This is a genomic window from Mycolicibacterium psychrotolerans, from assembly GCF_010729305.1.
Taxonomy (GTDB): domain Bacteria; phylum Actinomycetota; class Actinomycetes; order Mycobacteriales; family Mycobacteriaceae; genus Mycobacterium; species Mycobacterium psychrotolerans.
In genome coordinates this window covers 113,736-132,578 of sequence record NZ_AP022574.1, presented here as the reverse complement: position 1 = coordinate 132,578, position 18,843 = coordinate 113,736, and the positions used below count along the sequence as shown (strand labels likewise).

The 18,843-nt window shown below is 68.8% G+C and carries 19 protein-coding genes; 12 read left to right on the top strand and 7 right to left on the bottom strand.

Annotation, left to right across the window (positions count from 1 at the left end; translation table 11 throughout):
- Positions 1–12 precede the first annotated feature (12 nt).
- Positions 13–1,575 carry an ABC transporter substrate-binding protein gene (locus tag G6N45_RS00565; RefSeq protein WP_163719798.1) on the bottom strand — a complete coding sequence of 521 codons (1,563 nt, stop codon included), beginning with the start codon at positions 1,573–1,575 and terminating at the stop codon, positions 13–15.
- 308 nt (positions 1,576–1,883) lie between these two features.
- Here G6N45_RS00565 and G6N45_RS00560 point away from each other — a divergent pair, with 308 nt between their 5' ends.
- From G6N45_RS00560 to G6N45_RS00550, 3 genes are all read left to right on the top strand, one after another.
- Entirely contained in the window at positions 1,884–2,831 is a 948-nt protein-coding gene (locus G6N45_RS00560) for a 2-hydroxyacid dehydrogenase (RefSeq protein ID WP_163719795.1), read from the top strand.
- 189 nt (positions 2,832–3,020) lie between these two features.
- A complete protein-coding gene (locus tag G6N45_RS00555; protein ID WP_246228834.1) occupies positions 3,021–4,487 on the top strand; it encodes an alkaline phosphatase D family protein in 1,467 nt (488 codons plus the stop codon).
- Positions 4,488–4,570: 83 nt separating this feature from the next.
- Positions 4,571–5,767, top strand: coding sequence for an IS30 family transposase (locus tag G6N45_RS00550; RefSeq protein ID WP_163719791.1), 1,197 nt, complete (start codon positions 4,571–4,573; stop codon positions 5,765–5,767).
- Positions 5,768–5,836: 69 nt separating this feature from the next.
- Here the strand turns inward: G6N45_RS00550 and G6N45_RS00545 are convergent, their stop codons facing one another.
- The 6 genes from G6N45_RS00545 to G6N45_RS00520 all read right to left on the bottom strand — a co-directional run bounded on the left by G6N45_RS00545 (position 5,837) and on the right by G6N45_RS00520 (position 11,856).
- Positions 5,837–6,760 (bottom strand): LysR family transcriptional regulator, encoded by a 924-nt coding sequence (locus G6N45_RS00545; RefSeq protein WP_163719789.1) that lies wholly within the window; start codon positions 6,758–6,760, stop codon positions 5,837–5,839.
- A complete protein-coding gene (locus tag G6N45_RS00540) occupies positions 6,760–7,230 on the bottom strand; it encodes a hypothetical protein (protein WP_163719787.1) in 471 nt (156 codons plus the stop codon). The genes G6N45_RS00545 and G6N45_RS00540 overlap by 1 nt, the downstream gene beginning before the upstream one ends.
- Positions 7,231–7,269: 39 nt before the next feature.
- Entirely contained in the window at positions 7,270–8,529 is a 1,260-nt protein-coding gene (locus tag G6N45_RS00535; RefSeq protein WP_163719785.1) for a glucarate dehydratase family protein, read from the bottom strand.
- Entirely contained in the window at positions 8,529–9,458 is a 930-nt protein-coding gene (locus tag G6N45_RS00530) for a 5-dehydro-4-deoxyglucarate dehydratase (RefSeq protein ID WP_163719782.1), read from the bottom strand. Before G6N45_RS00530 ends, G6N45_RS00535 begins: the two co-directional genes overlap by 1 nt.
- Positions 9,459–9,500: 42 nt before the next feature.
- Complete coding sequence (locus G6N45_RS00525; protein ID WP_163719780.1) at positions 9,501–11,099, bottom strand: aldehyde dehydrogenase (NADP(+)); 1,599 nt, start codon at positions 11,097–11,099, stop codon at positions 9,501–9,503.
- A gap of 85 nt (positions 11,100–11,184) precedes the next feature.
- The gene (locus G6N45_RS00520) at positions 11,185–11,856 is read right to left on the bottom strand and encodes an HxlR-like winged helix-turn-helix transcriptional regulator (RefSeq protein ID WP_246228833.1); all 672 of its coding nucleotides are present in this window, start codon (positions 11,854–11,856) and stop codon (positions 11,185–11,187) included.
- A 136-nt stretch (positions 11,857–11,992) separates the two neighbouring features.
- Here G6N45_RS00520 and G6N45_RS00515 point away from each other — a divergent pair, with 136 nt between their 5' ends.
- The 9 genes from G6N45_RS00515 (at position 11,993) to G6N45_RS00475 (ending at position 18,805) form a co-directional block, all read left to right on the top strand.
- Positions 11,993–12,208, top strand: coding sequence for a hypothetical protein (locus tag G6N45_RS00515; protein ID WP_163719777.1), 216 nt, complete (start codon positions 11,993–11,995; stop codon positions 12,206–12,208).
- Between the two features lie 258 nt (positions 12,209–12,466).
- Positions 12,467–14,239: a serine/threonine protein kinase StpK7 gene (gene stpK7, locus G6N45_RS00510; protein WP_163719775.1), complete on the top strand. Its 1,773-nt coding sequence runs from the start codon at positions 12,467–12,469 to the stop codon at positions 14,237–14,239.
- A gap of 62 nt (positions 14,240–14,301) precedes the next feature.
- Positions 14,302–14,850, top strand: coding sequence for a CsbD family protein (locus G6N45_RS00505; protein ID WP_163719773.1), 549 nt, complete (start codon positions 14,302–14,304; stop codon positions 14,848–14,850).
- 19 nt (positions 14,851–14,869) lie between these two features.
- A complete protein-coding gene (locus tag G6N45_RS00500) occupies positions 14,870–15,538 on the top strand; it encodes an IF2 family translation initiation factor (protein ID WP_163719771.1) in 669 nt (222 codons plus the stop codon).
- Complete coding sequence (locus G6N45_RS00495; protein WP_057151374.1) at positions 15,535–15,783, top strand: DUF6480 family protein; 249 nt, start codon at positions 15,535–15,537, stop codon at positions 15,781–15,783. The genes G6N45_RS00500 and G6N45_RS00495 overlap by 4 nt, the downstream gene beginning before the upstream one ends.
- 37 nt (positions 15,784–15,820) lie before the next feature.
- Positions 15,821–17,236 (top strand): cytochrome P450, encoded by a 1,416-nt coding sequence (locus G6N45_RS00490; RefSeq protein ID WP_163719769.1) that lies wholly within the window; start codon positions 15,821–15,823, stop codon positions 17,234–17,236.
- A gap of 123 nt (positions 17,237–17,359) precedes the next feature.
- The gene (locus G6N45_RS00485) at positions 17,360–17,845 is read left to right on the top strand and encodes a DUF5994 family protein (RefSeq protein ID WP_057151373.1); all 486 of its coding nucleotides are present in this window, start codon (positions 17,360–17,362) and stop codon (positions 17,843–17,845) included.
- 83 nt (positions 17,846–17,928) lie between these two features.
- Positions 17,929–18,132 carry a cold-shock protein gene (locus G6N45_RS00480; protein WP_048417088.1) on the top strand — a complete coding sequence of 68 codons (204 nt, stop codon included), beginning with the start codon at positions 17,929–17,931 and terminating at the stop codon, positions 18,130–18,132.
- A 220-nt stretch (positions 18,133–18,352) separates the two neighbouring features.
- On the top strand, positions 18,353–18,805 hold the full coding sequence (locus G6N45_RS00475; protein ID WP_163719766.1) for a DUF5994 family protein: 453 nt from the start codon (positions 18,353–18,355) through the stop codon (positions 18,803–18,805).
- The last annotated feature ends 38 nt before the right edge of the window (positions 18,806–18,843 follow it).

The window sequence follows — 18,843 nt, the reverse complement described above, 5'->3', positions numbered from 1 at the left end:
CCTTCCTGTTTCTCAGGACTGATCGGTGCGGTCTGCGCCGGCCGGGTCGGCGGGGGTCATCGCGGCCAGCCGCATCTCGTCGCCGGTGGCCGGGTCGGGGGTGTAGTCGACGCGCGCAGACTTGCCGAGGATGCCCTTCATGTGGGCGATGTAGGCCATCTGCATGATGTCCCGCGGCTCCTCGGCGAACAGCTCGGCGAACGCGTCCTGGCGGGCCTGCCCGGTCAGCGCTTCCGCCGCCCGGATCTTCTTGTCGAATTCGGTTGTGCCATAGGCGCTCTGCGGGCCGTCGGAGAGCATGTACTGGTCCATGGTGAACGCGGCGTCACCGGCCTGGTTGCCGTGCATGATCATCAGCAGGTAGGGGCCGGTGTTCGGCGGGAACGGCCGCAGCTGGTATTCCAGCTGATTGGCCGTGTCCATCATCTCGATCTTGACGTTGAGCCCGATCTCGGTGAACTCGGCCTGCAGTACCTCGATGGTCTCGCTGATGTTCGGGAACTGCGCGGTGCGGCCGATCAGCCGGATCTGGGTGTCGACGGGAACCCCGTCGGCCTTCGCCTCGGCGATCAGCTGCTTGGCCTTCTCGGTGTCGTGGGGCCACAGCTGCAGCTGATCGTTGTAGCCGACGACGCCGGATGGGATCAGCTGCGCCGCGGGCTGACCGAGACCGCGGAAGAGCGCCTTGACGATGCCGGTGCGGTTCACGGCGTAGTTGATGGCCTGGCGCACCCGCATGTCGTCGAGCGGTGGCTCGGTGGCCTGCATGCGCAGAGCGGTCGTCTCGTTGTTCTGGAACGGCACGCCCAACTCGCCGGCGCCGTCTTCGGGGCCGAGGCCGGTGGCGATGTCGGCCTCGTCGTTGATGATCATCGCGGCGCGCACGCTTCCCTCACTGCGCCAGCGGTATTCGGCTGTGCCGAACGCCGGCGGGGTACCCCAATAGGCAGGGTTGCGGCGCAGTGTCAGTTTCTGGCCGTAGTCCCACTTCGCGATCGCGTAGGGACCCGTGCCGATCGGCTCGCGCACCTTCTCGGTGGTACTCGTGGTGCGCGGCACCATCTCGACGAACGAGATTCGCAGCGGCAGAATCGGATCGGGCTCCGTCGTGCCGATCACCACGGTGTTCGGATCGGGGGTCTGCAGGCTGAGCTTCTCGTCGCCGAACACGTAGCCGTCGACGTTGCACTGCAGGTCGGAGTTCACCGCTCGGTCGATCGAGAAGGCGGCGTCCTCGGCGGTGAAGGGCGCTCCGTCGGAGAACGTCACGTCCTCGCGCAGGTGGAACGTCCACTGGGTGGGGCTGGTCTGCGACCACTTCGTGGCCAGCAGCGGGGTGAGGTCACCGGTGGTGGCGTCGCGCTCGAGCAGCGGTTCGGTGATGTTGGAACGGACCACGATGCCGGTCGAGGTCAGCGAGCTCTCGCACGGTTCGAGCGTCGGCGGCTCCTGCTGGAGCACGATGCGCAGCGTGTCGGGGTCGTACCGGCCCCCGCCGGTGTTGGCGACCGAGCAGCCGCCGGCCGTGACGGTGACCGCCGTCAGGGCGAGCGCGACGAGGGCTGCGGGTTTCATGGATCCTCCCGGGCTGGGGGCTGTGGCGTCCACGTATGTGGATGAAATCTGTGATGGCAACCACACCGTAAGAGCGGGTTTTGGAGACCGTCAACCCCGGTGAAACGGGCCTTTCCGGGTCATCGCGGGGTCGCGGGGAGGTGGCGTAGGTGGCGTCAAATGGCGGCTGAGCTGCGTTTTCTCACCGCGGCGGCGGACGTTGATACCGGACCGGCCGAGGGATTCGCCCGCCAATGCCGTTTCGCTATGAGTCCATGCCAATTCGGACGTGGACGGGTATTCCCAGGTCGTCGTAGCGTGGGGGCACTATGAGCACTCCCGGTTCGGTCCTCCAGGTCGGTCCCCTCAAGCCCTCGCTGGCGAAGACGCTGGCCGACGACTACGCCGCCAGGACGCTGCCGGACTCCACGACCGAGCGCGCGACGTTTCTGGCCGAGCACGGCGCGGACGTCACTGCCGCCGTCACGTCGGGCCGCACGGGCGTGGATGCCGCGCTGATGGCGGCGCTGCCGAACCTCGGCGCGATCATCAACTTCGGTGTCGGGTACGACACCACCGACGTCGACGCCGCCGCGGCCCGGGGCATCGGCGTCAGCAACACCCCCGACGTGCTGACCGACTGTGTCGCCGACACCGCGGTCGGTCTGATGATCGACACCCTGCGGCAGTTCTCGGCGTCGGACCGGTATGTCCGCGCGGGCCGGTGGCCGGTCGACGGCAACTACCCGCTGACCCGTCAGGTCAGCAACACACGCGTCGGCATCATCGGGCTGGGCCGTATCGGTCAGGCGATCGCCCACCGGCTCAGCGCCTTCGGCTGCTCGATCAGCTATCACAATCGCCACCGGGTACAGGATTCGCCGTACACGTATGCCGCGTCGCCCGCCGAGCTCGCCGGCGGCGTCGACGTGCTGGTGGTCGCCGCGGCCGGCGGCGACGGCACCCGTGGACTGGTGAGCGCCGAGGTGCTCGACGCGCTGGGACCGCAGGGGTATCTCGTCAACATCGCCAGGGGCAGCGTGGTCGATCAGGACGCGCTGGTGTCGGCACTCCTGAACGGCCGGCTCGCCGGCGCGGGCCTGGATGTGTTCGCCGACGAGCCGAAGGTGCCCGAGGAGTTGTTCGCGTTGAACAACGTCGTGCTGCTGCCGCATGTCGGCAGCGGGACGGTGCAGACGCGGGCTGCCATGGAAGCGCTGACGCTGCGCAATCTGGACAGCTTCCTCACCACGGGCCGGCTCGTCACCCCGGTCTGATTTCCGTCGAAACTGTATTCCACGCGGTAAAACTCGCGAACTGGCCGCGCTGAGTACAGTTTCGCCGGTGGAGGGACGCCGGACGCTTCCACGTCACCGGTAGGCAACGTCGTCATCTGACACTTCGCCGTGTCGGTATCGCGCCGTGCGGTTCTCAAGGGCGCTCTCGGAGTCTCGATCCTTCCCGTGGTGGGTTTCACCACCGACCTGCGCCGCGGTCCGGTCCGGGTGGATCCGTTCACCCTCGGGGTGGCCTCGGGCGAACCGGCTCCCGACGGCGTGGTGTTGTGGACGCGACTCGCTCCTGACCCCCTGGCCGACGACGGGCTGGGTGGCATGCCGGCCCGCCCCGTGGCGGTCGAGTGGGAGCTCGCGACCGACGAACGCTTCGCCCGCGTCGAGCAGCGTGGCGTCGTCGACGCGGTCCCGGAGTCCGCGCACAGCGTGCACGTCGAGCTGATGGGCCTGCGGCCGGGCGCCGAGTACTTCTACCGCTTCCGCACCGAGGGTTTCGTGTCGCCGCCCGGGCGCACCCGCACCGCGCCCGCACCGGAGTCGATGGCCGCACTGACGATGTGCGTCGCGTCCTGCTCGAACTACGAGCACGGCTGGTTCACCGCGTATCGGCGGCTGGCCGAGGAGGCAACCGATCTCGTTGTGCACCTGGGGGATTATTCGTACGAGTACGCCAACCGACCCGGTGCCGTGCGCCGGCATGTCGGCCCCGAGGCCGTCACGCTGGCGAACTACCGGCAACGCTATGCCCAGTACAAGACCGATACCGATCTGCAGGCCGCGCACGCCGCCGCGCCGTGGCTGGTGGTCTTCGACGACCACGAGGTGTCCAACAACTGGGCCGACCGCACCCCCGAGGGACCTCAACCCGACTTCGCGGCGCGGCGGTCCGCGGCGCTGCAGGCGTACTGGGAGAACATGCCGCTGCGGCCGCAGGCGCGACCCCGTGGCGTCGACATGCAGCTCCACCGCCGCGTCGACTGGGGTGCGCTGGCCACCTTCCACATGCTCGACACCCGCCAGTACCGTACCGACCAAGCCTGCGGCGACGTGTACCGCAGCGACTGCCCGGAGCGGTTCGACGTGCTCCGCTCGCTCACCGGACCGATGCAGGAACAATGGCTGCTCAACGGGTTTCAGCAGTCCCGGGCGCGCTGGGACATCCTCGGGCAGCAGGTGTTCTTCTCGCAGATGGACCTCGTGGAAGGCGCGGGCCGCGGCATCAATCCCGACGCGTGGGACGGCTACGTCGCCAACCGCGACCGCATCATCGCCGGGATGCTGAACTCGCCGGTGCGCAACGCGGTCGTCCTCACCGGCGACGTACACGCGCATTGGGCGGCGGAGGTGCGCGAGCGCGCGGGTGATCCTTCATCGCGCAGGGCCGCAACGGAATTGGTGACGACGTCGATCACGTCGGGCGGCGACGGCTCCGACACCCGCTCCGACGTCGACGCGATCCTGCCCGAGAACCCGCACATCCGGTACTTCAGCAACCGCCGAGGCTACGTTCGCGCCCGCGTCACGCCCGATGAACTGCGGGCCGACTTCCGCGTCGTGCCGTACGTGTCGCGGCCGGGCGCCGCGGTGCACACCGGCGCGACGTTCACCGTCCCCGACCGGATACCCCAGCTCCTCTAGCCGCGGAATAGCATTCCTGGTCGCGATCCGGCGGGCGGATTCATACGGTCACTGCAACATCCGGTGTTCTGAGGGGTTGCTGAATGAGCAGTGGGCGGCGGTTCGGGTCTGAGGTTCGGCGGGAGTTCTTCGATCGGGTGTGTGCCGGTGCGCCGGTCAAGCACGCCGCGGTGGAGTTGGGCGTGTCTTTTCAGGCCGGCTATCAGTGGTGGCGCAAAGCTGGCGCCATGCGACTGCGAAATGGCAACGGCGGATCAGGGCTAGCCGAGCCGGGCGACCTGATCCGGGCAGGTGGACCGGGTCGGCGGCTCAGTTTCGATGAACGCATCGCCATCATGCGCGGCCTCGACGCCGGGTTGAGCTACGCAGCGATCGGCGCCCAGCTGGGGCGGAGCCGCTCGGTGATTTGGCGAGAGGTCCAACGCAACGGCACCGCCGACGGGGATTATCACGCTCGATTGGCCCACGCCCGGGCGGCACGCAACGCCAAGCGGCCGAAAGTGTTCAAGCTCTCTGACCCCCACTTGTGTGCCGCGATAGAGGCCTGGATGGACGACGGGTGGAGCCCCAAACTCATCGCCGAGGTGTTGGCCCGAGATCACCGCGGTGACAAGCTGGCACGGGTGAGCCACGAGACCATCTATCGCAGCCTGTATGTGCAGACTCGTGGCCAGCTGCGCGCTGATCTGCATAAATGCCTGTCCACCAAACGGGCCGCCCGCAAGCCCCGCGGTCACACCGAACGGCGCGGCCGCTACGACGACGTGCTGCGCATCAGTCAGCGGCCCGCCGAAGCCGCCGATCGCGCCGTGCCCGGACATTGGGAAGGCGATCTGATCATCGGCGCGCGCGGCACCAGCGCGATCGGCACCCTGGTGGAACGCAGCACCCGGTTCACCATCTTGTTGCACCTGCCCGTCGATCACAGTGCTGGCGCCGTCGCCGCGGCCATGCTCGCCGCTATGAGCGAGCTACCCGATCACCTGCGCCGCTCGATCGCCTGGGACCGGGGCAGCGAGATGGCCCGCTGGCAGGACATCTCGCTGCAACTCCACGCGCCGGTGTACTTCTGCGACCCGCACGCACCCTGGCAGCGCGGCAGCAACGAGAACACCAACCGGCTGCTGCGCCACTGGTTTGAAAAGGGCACCGACCTGAGCGGCTACACCAAAACCGACCTGCAAGCCGTCGCCGACAAACTCAACACCCGACCACGGCCCACCCTCGACCTCGACACCCCCGCCCAGCGCATGGCCGCACTCATTAACCAAGCGGCCTAACCGTTGTCATGACCACTTGACTTTGAGCGCCGTAACGCAGCCAGGAATGCTATTCCGGCGCAGAAGGACTCAGCCCACGCCCTCGACGAGGTCGTCGGTCGTCCACTCCTGCTGCGGCAGCACGTCGCGCAGCAGCCGCAGCAGCGCGGGGTTCGTCGAGTCGCCGCGCCACACCGCGTCCAGCTCGACGGGCCGCTCGCGGAACGCCCCGATCGTCCGGAACACCACACCCTCGGGATGCAGCGTGGCCGCCGACGCCGGAACCAGCGCCATCCCGATCCCCGAGCGCACGAGCACCAGCATCGTGTGCACCTGCGTCACGTACTGCACATACCGCGGCGTGGCGCCGGCGATGGTGAACGTCGAGATCAGCAGTTCGTTGAAATAGCGTGCCTGCACAGGCGAATACATGATGACGTCCTGGCCGTCGAGGTCGGTCAGTGTCAACTGCCGCGGCAGGTCGGCCAGCGGATGTCCGACAGGCAGCGCGACGATCAGCTGCTCGTGCAGCAGGGGCCGCGACACCAGCCCGGGCCGCTTCAGCGGCGGCCGCGCCATCCCCAGATCCAGCTCGCCCGTCATCAGTCCTTCGATCTGCGCGGCGGTCACCATCTCGCGCAGCTCGAGCTTGACGTCGGGCAGCCGGTCTCGGGCCCGCTCCAGCAGCCGGGGCAGCACCGCATGCGCCGACGCGGCGGTGAACCCGACGACGACGGTGCCGAGATCCCCGGCGGGAATGCGCTTGACGGTCTGCGCGGCGCCCTCGGCCAGTTGCAGGATGCGGCGCGCGTCGGGCAGGAAAGCGGCGCCCGCGGGCGTCAGCGTGACGGTGCGGGTGGTGCGGTCGATGAGTTGCACCCCGAGCTCGCTCTCGAGCTGCTGAACCTGGCGCGACAGGGGCGGCTGCGTCATGTGCAGCCGCTCGGCGGCGCGGCCGAAGTGCAGTTCCTCGGCGACGGCGACGAAGCACTGCAGCCGGGCGAGCGAGAACATCAGGCCTTGGGCGTCAGCTTGATCGCGGCGATCTTCAACCGGTCCACGGCTTCGACCCACTCCGCCCGCGTCGGCACTGCGTCGCCGGTGAAATTCATGCCCATCATCCGCTGCGCCTTCTTCGCGCCGTATCCGGACGCCAGGCGGTGCACGACGTCGGCGACGGCGGCCGTGTCGGTCAGCAGCACCCCGTGCATGGTGGTCGTCCTGCCACCATGCGACACCCGTGCGTCGGCGCCGTCGCGGAAGTTGTACTTCCACTGCGCTTCCAGCACCGCGTACAGATCGCCGTCGAGGCGGTGGGCGCTGACCGGTATCGAGAAGTGCCGCCCGGACTTGCGGCCCGTGAAATCCAGGACCATGAACTCCGAGAGTGGTCGGCCCAGCGGGGTGCGCAGAACCCGCCGCAGGATGATGTTGACGGTCTTGAGCATGGCCTCCGGCGGGTGGGAGACCTCGATCGCTGCCATCCCTTCACCGTAGGACTCCGGCACAGTCGGCGGAAGCCCCTACCAGCGGGGGCTGAGCAGTTCGAAGGCCGGATCTACGGTGCGCATGTAGCCGGTGTCGTCGCGGTCGCGGATACCGCACCGCACATACTGCTCGTGCAGTGAGTCGAGCGCCTCCTCGTCGATCTCGACACCCAGCCCCGGCGACGTCGGCACCGGGACGGACCCGTCGACGAAGCTCAGCGCACCGGGCTTGACGACGTCCTCGGTCTTCCACGGCCAGTGCGTGTCACACGCGTAGGTCAGGTTCGGTGTGGCGCCGGCCAGGTGCACCATCGCGGCCAGGCTGATGCCCAGGTGCGAGTTCGAATGCATCGACAGGCCGAGCCCGAACGTCTCGCAGATCCCGGCCAGCAGCCGCGAGCGCTGTAGTCCGCCCCAGTAGTGGTGATCGGAAAGGACCACGCGCACCGACCCTTTCGCCACCGCAGGCGCCAGCTGATCGAAAGCGACGACGCACATGTTGGTCGCCAGTGGCATCGGCGCCTGCTGTGCCACCTCGGCCATGCCGTCCAGGCCGGGTGTCGGATCCTCGAGGTACTCCAGCACGCCCGCCAACCCGGAGGCCACCTTCACCGACGTCTGCGGCGTCCACGCCGCGTTGGGGTCCAGTCGCAGCGGCACGCCCGGGAACGCGCGGGAAAGCGCCTCGATCGCGGCCATCTCCTCCTCGGGCGGAAACACGCCACCCTTGAGTTTGATTGCCGTGAAACCGTATTCGTCGATGATGCGGCGGGCCTGGGCCACCAGCCCGGCCGGGTCGAGCGCCTCGCCGAACGCGTCGGGTTCGGCATCGGAGTGGGCCGCCCATTTGTAGAACAGGTATGCGCTGAACGGCACCGCGGCGCGCACCGCACCGCCGAGCAGGTCCGAGACGGGCCGGCGCAGGGCGTGCCCCTGGACGTCCAGGCATGCCACCTCGAACGGGGAGAGCACCTGGTCGACGGCGCTGGCCGTGGTGATCATGCCCGCCGTGCCCACGGCGGCGGCGTCGCCCTGCAAACGCACGGCGATTACGGCGCGAATCTCGTTCAGGGCGAACACATCCAGGCCGGTGATCGCCTCGGCGGCAGCGTGCAGCCGCTCGAGGTGCCGGGTGTCGGCGTAGGTCTCCCCGAGCCCGACGAGCCCGGCGTCGGTGTCGAGTTGGATGATGGCACGCAGCGCGTACGGCTGGTGCACACCGACGGTGTTGAGCAGGGGCGGATCGGCGAACGCGACGGGGGTGATGCGCGCTCCGGTGATCCGGATGCCCGGCATCACACCGCCCGCGTCAGCGCGCCGGCCAGCACCTCACGACCCGCCTCGATGATCGACGCCAGCGTGGCGAGGTCGTCGGTGGTGGGCATGACCAGCGGCGGACGCACCGGTCCGGCCGGGATGCCCTCCATCGCGACGCCGGCCTTGACCAGCGACACCGCGTACCCGGGCACAGTGTCGCGCAGCCGCACCAGCGGGATGAAGAACGCGTTCAGCAGGGCGTTGACCAGTTCGGTGTTGTCCGATTCGAGCGCGTTGTAGAACGCGAGGGCCAGGTCGGGGGCGAACGCGAACGTCGCCGACGAGTACAGCGGGACGCCGATCGCCCGGAACGCCAGCTGCGTGGTCTCGGCGGTGGGGAGGCCGTTGAAGAACAGGAAGTCGGGGTCGACGGTCGTGTTGACGGCCTGCACGATTCGTGCCACCTGGTCGAAATTGCCGGTGCCGTCCTTGAATCCGACGACATTGGGAATACGGGCGACGGCGACGGCGGACTCTTCGGTGAACCGTGCGTTGTTGCGGTTGTACACGATGACGGGCAGGTCGACCGCGCCGGCAACGGCCCGGGTGTAGTCGACGAGCCCTGCCTGGGGTACTTCGACGAGGTAGGGCGGCAGCAGCAGCAAGCCGTCGGCGCCGGCCTGCTGGGCCGCCACCGCGAAGCGCTTGGCCTGCGCGATGGATCCGCCGGCGCCCGCGTACACGGGCACGCGGCCGGCCACCACCTCGACGGCGGTCCGCACCACGTCGCCGAACTCCAAGTCGTCGAGGGCGTGGAATTCGCCTGTGCCGCAGGCGACGAACACCCCACCGGGGCCGGCGTCGACGCCCTTGGCGATGTGCTGGGCGAGCGCGTCGAGGTCGACGGCGCCCGAGTCGGTGAACGGGGTGACGGGGAAGAACAGCACGCCGTCGAAGTGGGGACGCATCGCGAGAAGGCTCCTAGGGTGAACGAGAGGGTGAGGTGGTGGTCAGTTCTGCGTGAGCCGGCCGTCGATGCGGCGCCACAGGTGGTCGGGGTTGCCGTCGGCGATCGCGCTGGGCAGCAACGACTTCGGCACGTTCTGGTAGCAGACGGGCCGCAGGTAGCGTTCGATGGCCCGTGCGCCCACCGATGTGGTGCGTGAGTCCGAGGTGGCCGGCGACGGTCCGCCGTGCACCATCGCGTGGCACACCTCGACGCCGGTGGGCCAGCCGCCGAACAGGATCCGGCCCACTTTGAGTTCGAGTAGCGGCAGAAGCGAGCGGGCCGTGTCGAGGTCGCCGTCGTCGGCGTGCACGGTGGCGGTCAACTGCCCCTCGATACCGGCGGCGACGGCGTGCATCTCGTCGGCGTCGGCGCACCGGACGATCAGGCTGGACGAGCCGAACACCTCGGCCTGCAGGTCGCCGGTGGCCAGGAAGCTGCGGGCATCGGTGGTGAACAACGCTGCGCGGCAGGCGTTCTCCTGATCTGTGGTCTCGCCGCGCCCGACCAGCTGTGCGGTCTGCGTCAACGTGTCCACGCCCGCGGCGTAGTTCCGCGCGATCTGCGGGGTGAGCATCGGCGTCGCGGGGCTGGCGGCCAGCGCGTCGGTCGCGGCGGCGACGAACGTGTCCAAGCCGGGGCCGTCGACCGCGACGACGAGACCCGGGTTGGTGCAGAACTGCCCCGAGCCCATCGTCAGCGACCCGACGAACGCCCGGCCGAGTTCGGCGCCGCGATCGGCCAGCGCACCGTCGAGGAGGAACACCGGGTTGATCGAACTCATCTCGGCGTAGACGGGGATAGGCTCGGGCCGGGTGGCGGCGGCGGCAACGAGAGCCATTCCACCGGAACGTGATCCGGTGAAACCGACGGCCTTGATGCGGGGGTCGGTGACCAGCGTGACGCCGAGTTCCGGGCCGTATCCGAACAGCAGCGAGAAGGTGCCCGCGGGCATGCCGGCCGTGGCGACCGCGTCGGTGATCGCGCGGGCGACGAGTTCAGAGGTGCCGGGATGTGCGTCGTGCCCTTTGACGACGACGGGGCAGCCGGCGGCCAGCGCGGAGGCGGTGTCGCCGCCGGCGACCGAGAACGCGAGCGGGAAGTTCGATGCGCTGAACACGGCGACCGGGCCGAGCGGGATGGAGCGCTGCCGGATGTCGGGACGCGGCAGGGGCGAGCGGTCGGGCAGCGCCGGGTCGATCCGGGCACCGGTCCAGCTGCCCTCGCGGAGCACCTCGGCGAACAGGCGTAGCTGACCGGTCGTGCGGCCGACCTCACCGGTGAGGCGGGCCTGGGGCAGGCCGGATTCGGCGACGGCCCGGGCGACCAGCGCCTCGGTGATCGCCTCGATGTTGGCGGCGATCGTCTCGAGGAACCGGGCGCGCTGCTCGGAGGTGGTGGCGCGGTAGGCGCCGAACGCCTCGGCGGCCGCGGCACAGGCGGCATCGACGTCGCCGGCGCCGCCGTATCGGTACGGGGGATCCAGGGCCCGGCCCGCGGCGGGGTCGAAGCCACGGATTTCGGTGCCCGTTCCGCGGACGGGGACGCCGGCGATGATCATCTGGCCGGTCAGGCGCGTGGCGGAGGACATCGTCGCTGTCATGAGGTCCACGGTAGGAGGCATATCCATGCCTGTCCAAGACCGATCGGCACTCGATTGATGCAGGAATCGTATCGAACACGACCGCTCAGCGCGGTGCGAGACGCCTCTCGATGACGTCGGTCAGCGCCGCCGCCGCGGCATCCCCGCCGGTGACGTCGAGGCGGCCCTGTGCGATCGCCTCCCGGGCGGTGAGTGTCCGCCCGACCAGCGCGGCGACGGTCTTGGCACTCGCCCGGACCGTCACATCGGCGGGGTCGGCGCTGGGTCCTGGCGTCACCCACGCCCGGCCGGCGCTGACGCGCAGGCACGCGACGCTGTCATCGATGTGGAACTCGTACACCGCCTCGACATCGTTCGGTGCGTCGCGGCGGACCTCGGCTGCCAGGAAGCTCAGCAGCCACTCGGCCCGAAACGATTCGTTCCGGACGTCGGCGTCGCCCATCTGATGGCGGGCACCCCACATGGCCAGGGGGACCACCGCCGCCGCGAGCTCCCGTCCCGCTTTGGACAACTCGTAGACCACCGCTGAGCCCGGCTGGTCGAGGGCGAGCCGGCGCGTGACCACACCGTCGGACTCGAGCTGGCGCACCCGGTTGGCCAGCAGGCTGGTCCCGATGCCGGTCAGCGCGTCAGCCAGCTCGGAGTATCTCTTGGGCCCCGACGCGAGCTCCCGCACGATCAGCAGCGTCCAGCGCTCGCCCACCACGTCGAGAGCGTGTGCGAGGCCGCAGAACTGTCCGTACGTCTTCCGTGGCATGGCCTGCATCGTACCCATCGAGCTCTCGTTTCAGTCGTCTACTTCACAATACATTTGCAGCTTCTAAATCTTATGTTATGTTCCGAACTGTGAGTAGGTCAGCCGAGACCTACGAAGACAGACAGAGGTGAGGCAGATGGCTTCGATCGCTGACGCCGGCCATTCCGGACGAGCACGCTGGGCGCTTGCCGCCCTCTTGCGACGGTTACAACCCGCCCCGAGCACCCGGGTCGCAGCATCCGTGGCGGCCGCTGCTGCCGTGGAGGACCGGCGGGCGCGCAGGCATTACCCGCCGCAGCGCGATCGCGTGATCGAGCACGCGGCGATGGCGCGGGAGATGTATCGCCTCTGATCCTGCAGCGCTGCCACCGGGTCGTCCGCGGCAAGCGGGCCCCGAAACCACACGTCCACCGTTTTCCCCATCCGGACCGTGTGTCGTCGCGCCGTGGTACAAAAGCAGCACCCACGCACCACCGCGAGAGGTTCTGCGCCGCGATGTCCGTGAACGGGCAACGTGGCGGGAGCCGACTGACATGCGGCCGGGCACTCCCGGCAAACCTGTTGTAGCTTCGAACGACACACCGATTGGCCGCAGCCGAGGAGAACACCGGTGAATGCGACACCATTCGGGCACTACCGTCTCGAGAAGCTCATCGGTCAGGGCGGCATGGGGGAGGTCTACCGCGCCTACGACACCAGGACCGACCGCGTCGTCGCGCTCAAGGTGCTGCCGTATCACATGGCCGCCGATGTCACGTTTCAGCAGCGGTTTCGCCGTGAGTCGCAGGCCGCTGCCGGACTGAACGATCCGCACGTGGTCCCCATCCACGGCTTCGGGGAGATCGACGGCCGGCTCTATCTCGACATGCGTCTCATCGAGGGCCGCAACCTCGGCACGATCCTCGAGGAGGCGGACAAGCCTCTCGGCGCCGACTTCGCCGTGACGATCGTCGAGCAGGTCGCCCACGCTCTGGATGCCGCGCACGCGACCGGGCTGATCCACCGGGACATCAAGCCGTCCAACATCCTGATCACCGGCCGCGACTTCGTTTATCTGATCGACTTCGGTCTGGCCCGCACTGCGGGTGAGCAGGGGTTGACCACCGCGGGCAGCACACTGGGCACGTTGGCCTACATGGCGCCCGAACGGTTCGAGGGCGGCGAGGTCGACCGGCGCTCGGACATCTACGCGCTCACCTGTGTGCTCTACGAATGTCTCACCGGCTCACGGCCTTACCCAGCCGACAGTCTCGAACAGCAGATCGCCGGCCACATGGTGTCGCCGCTGCCGCGGCCGTCGGATACCGATCCCCGGCTCGCCGCGTTCGACGAGGTCATCGCCAGGGGCATGGCCAAGAAGCCCGAGAAGCGCTTCCAGACCGCCGGCGAACTGGCTGTCGCCGCACGGCGCGCGCTCAGCGCCCCGGTGCGCCGGGCCGTCGGTGGCCCCCGGCATGGCTCTCGGCACGCGGCCCGGCAGAGCCGCCGGGTTCCCCTCAAGGCCCTGGCGGCAGCGGCCGGCGTGGTGGTGCTCGCCGCTGCCGCGGCCGGATTGTGGGCATGGGCGCCGTGGCGCGACGGCACCGGCGCGGACGAGAACCTGCCCGACGGCGCCGTGGCGTCGATCGCGGCGACGGTGCCCGCCGACGTCCGCGAGACCGGTCGGCTGGTCATCGGGGTGAACGTCCCGTACGCGCCGATGGAGTTCAAGAACGCCGACGGTCAGCTCGTCGGCTTCGACGTGGAGCTGATCACGGCCGTGGCCCGCGTGCTCGGCCTGGTGCCGGACTTCCGGGACACCCCGTTCGACGCGATCCTGCCCGCGGTGGTGGACGGCACGTTCGACATCGGGACGTCGTCGGTCACCGACACGACAGAACGCGAAGAGCTCGTCGACTTCGTCACCTACTTCAAGGCGGGGACGCAGTGGGCTCGCCGGCCGGGCACCGCGCTCGGGCCTGCATCAGCGTGCGGCCTCAAAATCGGTGTCGCACAGGGGACTTTGCAGGAGACCGAAGAGCTGCCAGGCAAGAGTGACCAGTGCACCGCGGCCGGGATGGCGCCGATCGACATCGTCGTGTTCAAGAGCCAGGACGAGGTCACCACGGCGCTGCTCAAAGGTGAGGTCGACGCGATGTCGGCGGACTCGCCGGTGACGGGCTTCGCCATCAAACTGAGCCGCGGGGAACTGGTCCCCGCCGGGGACGTGTTCGACTCCGCACCGTACGGCTGGCCGGTGCAGAAGGGGTCAGGGCTGGCGGAGCCGCTGCGCACTGCGCTCGAGCACCTGATGGACAGCGGCGAGTACCGGGCCATCGCCACGATCTGGGGCGTGGAGCGCGGCATGATCGACCAGCCGGCAATCAACGGCGCCGCAAAATAAGACCCTTTCTCTGGCGTGTAGATCTGACCAGCAGGGGTAAGCCTCCCCGCGAAGGAGGCCAGATGACCGACGACAACGCTGCCCAGACCCGCAAGAGCTTCGTGGATTCCGTCAAAGGGAAGGCCAAAGAAGTAGCGGGTGCTGTGACAGGTAACGATGCGCTGACCGCTGAAGGTCAGCTCGATCAGACCCAGGCGAGGGAACGCCGTGACGCGAGCCGCGTCGACGCGGAGGCGGACGCAGAAGCCTCGCAGGCCCAAGAGGTGGCCAGGGAGGCTCGGCAGGAAGGGGCCCAGGAGCGCTCGGCTGCCGAGGTCCGCGCTGCGGCCGCGAAGACGTCCGTGCGTACGGAGCAGGCGGCGCAGGAGAGCGCCGCCGAGCAGGCCGCGCGGCGTGACGCCGCCCGGGCCCAGACACAGTTCGAAGCCGAGGTGCAGAGCGAGGCGCTGCGCGCGCACGCCGACGAGCGCCAGCAGGTGGCGTCGGCGCAGGCCGAGTACGACGGAGCCCTCCAGGACTACAGCGAGGACGTCGACGAAGCCGCGCAGGCCCAAGCCGAAGCCGACCGTCTGCGGCGCCGCGCCGAAGGCGCCGACCCCAACCTGCCCTGACGCGACACAGGAGTTTTCGATGAGAATCACCGACGTTCCCTTTGCGATCCTGCGGTTGCAGTACCGGATCGCCCGAACGCCACTGCAACTGGTCGAGGACCGCGTGGTGGCGCGGATGGACCAGGAGGCGCCCGGCCGGCTGATGTACGAGCGTGCACTCGGCGCGCTCGACGCCGCGGCCGGGAGCGCGCTGCGCGACAGCGAACTCGAGGAGAGCGGTATCACCCGCATTCAGCGCGCGGCCGCGCTGGGTGAAGCGATGCGCCTCGACGAGATGGCGGAGCAGAAGAAGGCACAGGCCGAGGACCAGCTGGCCGCCCAGCGCGAAAAGGCTGCCAGCACACCGCAGAAGGCGCGCCAGTCGGCGCAGGAGCGTGTCACCGAGGCGCGCGAAGAGGCTGAGCGCGGCAAGCAGGAGGCGGCGCAAAAGGCGGCGCAACGAAGCGCAGCGGCGAAGCAGGACATCGCCGAGTCGGCCGAGCAGAGCGTGGCGGCGGCGGAGAAGGCCAAGCGCAGCGCCCAGAACCGCAGCAAGGCTGCGGAGAAGGCGGTGACCGACGTGGCGGAGGAGCAACTCGACGACGCCGCGGACAAACGACGGGCGGCGACCAGTGTGCGCGCGCACGCCGACCGGATCGAGGACCTGAGCGACAGCGAGAAGGACAAGCGGCAAGCCGACTCCTCATGACCGCGCTGCCCCCGGATCCCGACCCCATGGACACCCCCAGCGAGGAGCGCGCTGGGGGTGTCCCCCCGGGGGAGATCTCGCCTCAATCGGCGCAGACCTCCGCCAGTAAGAATGCCGATCTGACCGCTGGTCGCAACCTGAATCCCAGGACCGCGGTCGGCGTCGTCGCGGTCGTGCTCTTCGTGGCGATTTTTGCCGCCGTGGCCGTGGTGCTCGTCATCCAGTTGTGGGGCGCGTTCAGCTGAGACAGTGAGATCTTGCCGACCCTCGTAGGCTGGGGTGATGGCGACGACGTCGTTGCCGCCGGGGCCGCGGCTGCCGCGGATCGTCCAGGCGGGGTTGATGTTCACCTGCGGTCCGCGCTTCATCGCGGCGTGCCGGCGCCGCTACGGTCCGTCGTTCACGCTGCGGGTGGCGACCATGGGCACCATGGTCTACCTGACCGACCCCACCGACATCAAGACCGTGTTCGCCGGCGATTCCCGTACTTTCCATGCCGGAGAAGCGAATTCGATTCTCACCGGACTGCTCGGCGAGTCCTCGGTCCTGGTTGTCGACGAGGACACCCATCGCGAGCGGCGCAGGCTGATGCTCGCGCCGTTCGCCCGCGATGCTGTCGCCGCGCAGGCGCCGCTGATCGCGCAGATCGCTGCCGCCGACATCGCGACCTGGCCGGTCGGCCGGACGTTTCCGGTCGCGCCGCGGATGTCGGAGATCACCCTCGAGGTCATCCTGCGCACCGTCATCGGCGCGTCCGACCCGGCCCGGCTGGCCGCACTGCGGACGGTGATGCCGCGCGTGCTCAACCTCGGCCCGTGGCAGTCCATGGCGATCGCCAACCCGGATCTGCTGCGCCGGCGGCCGTGGCGGCGGATGCGCGAGGCGATCGCCGAGGCCGACCGGCTGCTCTATGCCGAGATCGCCGACCACCGCGCCGACCCCGCGCTGGCCGAGCGCTCCGATGCGCTGGCGATGCTGGTGCGCGCCGGCGGAATGTCCGACCAGGAGCTGCGCGATCAACTGATCACGCTGCTGGCCGCCGGTCACGACACCACGGCGACGGCCCTGTCCTGGGCGTTGGAGCGGCTGACCCGGACCCCGGCGGTGCTGGCGGCGGCGGTCCGGGCGGCGCGCGACGGCGACGACGACTATCTCGACGCCGTGGCCAGGGAGACCCTGCGGATCAGGCCGGTGGTGTTCGACGTCGGTCGGGTGCTCACCGAGCCCGTCGAGCTGGCGGGTTGTCTGCTGCCCGCCGGTGTGATGGTGGTGCCGGGCATGGTGTGGGTGCACGCCGATCCGCAGCACTATCCGCAGCCACACCGGTTCGACCCGCGGCGCATGCTGGGGGCGACGTCGAGCCCGTCGACGTACTTGCCCTTCGGCGGCGGCAACCGCCGCTGCCTGGGCGCGACCTTCGCCATGGTCGAGTTCCGGGTCGTGCTGGGGGAGATCCTGCGCCGCGTCGAGCTCGAGACGACGTCGTCGCGCGGCGAGCGCCGACGGCTGCGGCACGTGATCTTCGTGCCGCACCGGGGTGCGCGGATCCGGGTGCGGACCCGATGCGCGGTGCCCGTGGGCAGTACCGGGGTGTATCGTGGGACGCAGGGTTGTCCCGCCGGCGATGCGATCGATTCGCTCCCACCTATCCGCGGGGACTCTCCCAACACACAAGGACGTGCTCATGGAATCGTCTGAACTCTTTTCACATCGTCAGGCGCCGCAAGTCGCAGCCCCGTCCTCGTCCCCGGACGAGCCGGTGCAAGCCCCCGTTTTCTCCGATCTGCCGTCGAAGAATCATTCTGCTGATTCGCCCCATCGGTGAACGGCATACCGCGCGCCCGTCGTGCGTCGAAGCCTGTTCGGGTCACGCTCGCGCCCGAACTGGGCGGCGGCATCGACGGGGCGTGGTGGCCCCACTCCTCCGCAATCGCCGCGGAACTCCCTGATCTGATCGGTGCGCTCCATCGCGCGCTGGGGGAGATCGAGACGATCCAGATCAACTGGTCGGCCACGGAAGGCCAGCTGGACCTGGAGACGATCGCCACCGGCTCGCGGATGATGTTGCCCGGCGAGCATCACCGGCGGCCCCGCTTGATGTCGATCGTGGGGCGTAACGCGGGAGCGAAACTGCTTGTCGTGCCGAGCATGACGTCGCAGGCGCTCGGCACGATGGTGTTGCGCACGGCGGCAGGTCTGCCGGCCTCGATCGAGACAGAAAGCGGCCGTCTCTACGAAACCGCTTGTGTCGTCCTCGGTCTCGCGCGCACCGAGAGCGCGAAGTGGTGCGAGCCCGCAGGTTCGTGATCGGACGATGCGCCCACACGTGATACGGTTGGGTTGGGACGCCGAAAACTGGCGTTCTTCCCCATGAGAGAAGTTGAAAAAGAATGGCACAGGGAACTGTGAAGTGGTTCAACGGCGACAAAGGCTTCGGCTTCATCGCCCCCGACGGCGGTGCAGAGGACGTTTTCGTCCACTACTCCGCGATCTCCGGCGGCGGCTACCGCTCGCTCGAGGAGAATCAGCGCGTCGAGTTCGACGTCGAGCAAGGTAACAAAGGCCCGCAGGCCGTGAACGTGACGGCCGTCTAAGCGGCACGAGCTTCGATGGTGGGCTGGTGAGTCACACTCACCAGCCCACTTTTCATTTGTGCAGTGTTGTTTGTCCAGTCGTCAATCTGTCCAAGGATTCTCGGTCAGCTGGCGTATGCTGGGGTGACACCGGAGAAATGTTGCACGCGGCACGTCTCGAGCTCGCGTCGTCGCCGGGTCGAATTCGGGTCCTCCCGCGGGCTCAGGCGGGATCACCCCAATGACACAGCACACCGATTTCGAAGACCAAGAAATCCACCGGGGACCCGACAGTACGCCGCGGCTGCGCCTCAAGCGCAAGGCGCCCGCCAGAGGGTTCGTCGACGGGGCCTGGTGGCCCCACAGTGACGACCTGAGTGCCGAACTGCCCGATCTGCTGACCGTTCTGTCGGTACGACTGGGCAACATCGAACGGGTGCGGTACAACCGCGCCGAGTGGCTGAGCGCGCCGGCCAAACTGCGCTTCGCCGATCAGCTGGTGCGGCTCGACGGCTATGACCGGCATCCGGCGGGCACGCTGGGAGTGCAGGGCGCCAGGGGCGGTGAGATGCTGCTGCTCGTGATCCCCGCGCCCACCGACCCGGACGACGCACATGCCGCCATGATGGCCACCGCGGCATCGGAGAACGCATCGAGTATCCGGGCACTGCTCGCGAGCAGAGCCGCCGACTGAGCGGCGACACCCGATGACCTCTCATAACTTGAAAGTGA

Excerpts from the sequence above, each read along its gene's own strand:
- G6N45_RS00520 (WP_246228833.1), bottom strand. The coding sequence starts at position 11,856 with ATGCCACGGAAGACGTACGGACAGTTCTGCGGCCTCGCACACGCTCTC.
- G6N45_RS00565 (WP_163719798.1), bottom strand. The coding sequence starts at position 1,575 with ATGAAACCCGCAGCCCTCGTCGCGCTCGCCCTGACGGCGGTCACCGTC.
- G6N45_RS00515 (WP_163719777.1), top strand. The coding sequence starts at position 11,993 with ATGGCTTCGATCGCTGACGCCGGCCATTCCGGACGAGCACGCTGGGCG.
- G6N45_RS00545 (WP_163719789.1), bottom strand. The coding sequence starts at position 6,760 with ATGTTCTCGCTCGCCCGGCTGCAGTGCTTCGTCGCCGTCGCCGAGGAA.
- G6N45_RS00490 (WP_163719769.1), top strand. The coding sequence starts at position 15,821 with ATGGCGACGACGTCGTTGCCGCCGGGGCCGCGGCTGCCGCGGATCGTC.
- G6N45_RS00500 (WP_163719771.1), top strand. The coding sequence starts at position 14,870 with ATGAGAATCACCGACGTTCCCTTTGCGATCCTGCGGTTGCAGTACCGG.
- G6N45_RS00495 (WP_057151374.1), top strand. The coding sequence starts at position 15,535 with ATGACCGCGCTGCCCCCGGATCCCGACCCCATGGACACCCCCAGCGAG.
- G6N45_RS00560 (WP_163719795.1), top strand. The coding sequence starts at position 1,884 with ATGAGCACTCCCGGTTCGGTCCTCCAGGTCGGTCCCCTCAAGCCCTCG.
- G6N45_RS00525 (WP_163719780.1), bottom strand. The coding sequence starts at position 11,099 with ATGACAGCGACGATGTCCTCCGCCACGCGCCTGACCGGCCAGATGATC.
- G6N45_RS00550 (WP_163719791.1), top strand. The coding sequence starts at position 4,571 with ATGAGCAGTGGGCGGCGGTTCGGGTCTGAGGTTCGGCGGGAGTTCTTC.
- G6N45_RS00480 (WP_048417088.1), top strand. The coding sequence starts at position 17,929 with ATGGCACAGGGAACTGTGAAGTGGTTCAACGGCGACAAAGGCTTCGGC.
- G6N45_RS00505 (WP_163719773.1), top strand. The coding sequence starts at position 14,302 with ATGACCGACGACAACGCTGCCCAGACCCGCAAGAGCTTCGTGGATTCC.
- G6N45_RS00535 (WP_163719785.1), bottom strand. The coding sequence starts at position 8,529 with ATGCCGGGCATCCGGATCACCGGAGCGCGCATCACCCCCGTCGCGTTC.
- G6N45_RS00530 (WP_163719782.1), bottom strand. The coding sequence starts at position 9,458 with ATGCGTCCCCACTTCGACGGCGTGCTGTTCTTCCCCGTCACCCCGTTC.
- G6N45_RS00475 (WP_163719766.1), top strand. The coding sequence starts at position 18,353 with ATGACACAGCACACCGATTTCGAAGACCAAGAAATCCACCGGGGACCC.
- G6N45_RS00540 (WP_163719787.1), bottom strand. The coding sequence starts at position 7,230 with ATGGCAGCGATCGAGGTCTCCCACCCGCCGGAGGCCATGCTCAAGACC.